This window comes from Bacillus hominis (assembly GCF_018332515.1).
Lineage (GTDB): Bacteria > Bacillota > Bacilli > Bacillales > Bacillaceae_G > Bacillus_A > Bacillus_A hominis.
The window spans coordinates 1-3,624 of sequence record NZ_BOQD01000416.1 but is presented as its reverse complement, the minus strand read 5'-3'; the positions used below and the strand labels follow the sequence as shown (position 1 = coordinate 3,624).

Annotated in this window: 2 protein-coding genes; both read left to right on the top strand. The window is 32.5% G+C overall.

The window, feature by feature from the left end:
* Window positions 1-215: 215 nt before the first annotated feature.
* On the top strand, window positions 216-1,736 hold the full coding sequence (locus KI356_RS25820) for a putative polysaccharide biosynthesis protein (protein ID WP_212936865.1): 1,521 nt from the start codon (window positions 216-218) through the stop codon (window positions 1,734-1,736).
* Window positions 1,737-1,901: 165 nt separating this feature from the next.
* Window positions 1,902-3,005, top strand: coding sequence for a polysaccharide pyruvyl transferase CsaB (csaB, locus tag KI356_RS25815; protein WP_088057678.1), 1,104 nt, complete (start codon window positions 1,902-1,904; stop codon window positions 3,003-3,005).
* The last annotated feature ends 619 nt before the right edge of the window (window positions 3,006-3,624 follow it).

Genomic DNA, 3,624 nt, shown 5'->3' with positions numbered 1-3,624 from the left:
GAACAAGTAGAAGTAGTAAATTGAAGAAAAAACTGGATAAAAAAACATATATATTGCACATATTATATTTAAAACATAAAAAGAAAGAGAGTATTCAATATATAAGAAATTTGGTATGATAACTAAATGAGATAAAGTGATGATTCTCAAGATGAATGAATAATAATGATTTAATATTTTATGTAGATTATATATTGAAAGAAAAGAGATAGAAGATGAATAAAAAGTTTGTAAAAGGCGCTGCGATTTTAACCGTTACAACGTTTATATCGAAAGTAGTGGGGAGTTTTTTTCAAATTCCATTGCAAAATATAGCAGGGGATGAAGTACTTGGAATTTTTCGCCTTGTTTTTCCTGTATATATGATAGCCTTAACTTTATCAGTAGCGGGAGTCCCGCTAGCAATATCCCAGTTAATAGCTGATCTTCATGAAAAGAATGATCGTGACGGAATAGCTAAATTGTTTACATCCGCATCTATTATTGGTGTTATATTTGGGGTGCTCGGATTTTTAATTATTATCATTGGATCGAGTAGCATTGCAAATATGCTTGGTGGACAAGAGACGAGGCTAGCATTAATTGTTACTTCGTTTGCTTTATTAATCGCACCATATATGGCAGTGTACCGTGGATATTTCCAAGGGTTCGGAGATATGATACCTACCGGCGTATCACAAGTAATTGAACAGTTGATTCGCGTGTTCTTTATGTTAACAATTGCTTATATATTTGTATATTGGAATAAGGGTAGTGATATCATAACAGGCGGAGCGATGATTGGTTCTTGCTTTGGTGTTATTACGTCACTCATATATTTGCGAGTGAAATATGTGAAAAGCACGTATCGCTATAAGAGTGAAACATATTCATTACAAGACTTTAAGAAAAACGCGAAAAACATACTCCGTGTTTCAATTCCTATTGCAATTGGAGCGTTATCGATGCCTGTTTTAAATTTAGTTGATTCTATAACAATTCCACATGTGTTACATGAATCTTCTACAACTATTCAGGAACAATTTGGTATATATAGCCGTGGTTTTGCATTTATGCAATTAATTGTTGTATTTGCAAGTGCGATAGTATTTCCGTTAATTCCATTATTAACAGCGGCTTTAACAAAAAAAGATATAGCTTTAGCTAAACTGACAGTAAAACGTACAAATGAGTTTGCGCATGTTTTAACAATGCCGATAACGATATGGCTTATGGCGCTTGCAGTGCCGCTTAATGTTGCGTTATTTACAGATACAAAAGGAAGTGGCATGTTAGCTATTTTAATTGGTAGCTCGTATTTCACATCACTTATGGTATTATCAATAGGAATCTTGCAAGGGATTAATCGTTCGATGCAAGCAGCATGGATTGTCATCGGTGCAAGTTTTGTAAAAATTATATTAAATATAGCGCTAGTAAACCAATTCGGTATAAATGGAGCAGCGTATAGTACTCTAATTATTTATGTAATGATTTGTATCGCAAATCATATTTATATTAGAAAAGATCTTTCTTATCCAATAGCTATAGGCAAATTTTTGGCTGTAATTGGAGTATCTAGTATTTTAGGTATAGCATTATACTTTGTGTCTACATTAATCAATGTGACAGATTCCAGGATTCTAGCAATGATATATAGTGCTGTAGCGCTAAGTGTAGCTTCAGTATTATATGGCATATGTGCATTGAAACTAAACTGGATATCAAAAGAACAAATTCCATTTTTGCGTAAATAAAATCGTTTATTATAGAAAATGAACAATATTATAAATGGGTATGACTTGTTATATGTTTGTGAAAGAAATCAATTTGAAGTTATCAAACCTTTCTCGGCAAGGAATGGATAACAATTTGTTTAATTACAAAAAGAGTTGATTGCGAAATGTTGGAGGAGATTAAGAGTGCGGTTAGTTTTATCAGGATATTATGGTTTTTATAATGTTGGGGACGAAGCAATTTTGCAATCAATTATTAAAGCGCTACATGAAGAGGATCCTACTCTTGAGCTTGTTGTACTTTCAAATGACCCCGACTATACAAGGAAAATGTACGGTGTAGAAGCAGTAAACCGCTGGGATATAAGAGCGATTTACCGAGAAATAAAGAAAAGTAATGGTTTAATTAGCGGAGGCGGAAGTCTCTTGCAAGATAAGACGAGTATTAAGAGTATTTTATACTATACGGGTATTATGCGGCTTGCCCGTTTTTTGAAAAAGCCGTATTATATTTACGCCCAAGGAATCGGACCTATTACGAAGAAGCAAAATCGTTTATTAGTAAAATGGCATGTATCAAAGGCTGAATATATATCAGTGCGTGATGAAGACTCTTTTTTGTACTTAAAAGAAATTGGTATTAAGAAAGACATCGAACTTGTTCCAGATCCAGTATTAGCTTGTCAGCCAGAAGAAAAGAAATCCGATTGGCTTCAAAAACATTCGCTGCAAGGAAAAGTTGTTGCGGTTAGTGTAAGGTACTGGGATGCAAAAGAAGATTATATGAAGAAGTTAGCAGATACGCTGAAAAAGCTTAAGCAAGAGGGATACCATATTTTATTTGTACCGATGCATGGACCATTTGATCAAAATGCATCAAGGGATATCATTAATTTGATGGGAGAAGAAGCGCACATGCTCCCTTATAAAATGGATATTCATGAGAAAATCTCTATTTTATCAGAATGCTCTCTTTTAATAGGAATGAGACTTCATGCTCTTATATTATCGGCAGTTGCAAACACGCCTATGATTGGAATTTCATATGATCCAAAGATCGATTCGTTTTTACAACAAGTGAATCAGCCAATTATTGGGAATGTTGATGGAGACTGGACGACAGAAACATTACATAGTATGGCGATTAAACAATTAGAGCAAACAGAATATGTACAGGAAACGTTAGGACAAAGGGTAGAGGAATTGCGAGAGCAAATTTCCATAGCGTCCAAATATATTATTAATGACTTACATGCAAAACAGTCTATAAAAAGAGGAATGGAATCTTAGTAGGAGAGGCCATTCCTCTTTTTATTCAATAATTGAGTAGAAAAAAGAACAGGGATCGCCTGTTCTTTTTTTGCTATGTAAGTAAGAGTTCGAGAGAGAAGCGTATGAAAGAAAAAATAAAAGGTCGACAAAAAGTATAAAATGTAGAAAAATGTCGAAAAAAATAAGAGATTCAAGTTTTGTTTTTCCTGGATATGTATGTTTTTAATAGTTTTTAATCTTAAAATCTTAACATTAGCATATAAGGAATATTGATATAAAGCGTTTTATACAAAAGATCATTGGATAACGAGGTAGATTTTGTTCGAAAAATGAATTTAAGAATAATGTCGAAAAACACAGAAATATAATGTCGATTAATGTCGTAATATCTTTATAGCTAAATATTGAAATTGCAAACGTTTTTCTGCTATAGTTGTAAATGGTTATAGAAATATTGTTCAAACGTAGTTCTGACAAATTGTTTCGTACATTTAAAATATTCTGATTTTATAATTAGGTTATTTAAATTAAAAGTCGAAAAAAATAAACGTTAGAATTACGAAAATTCACTTTTTTGTCGAATTTAAGGATTTAAATTCGAATAAAAATGGTGTATTATGTTTATTGTTCTATATTG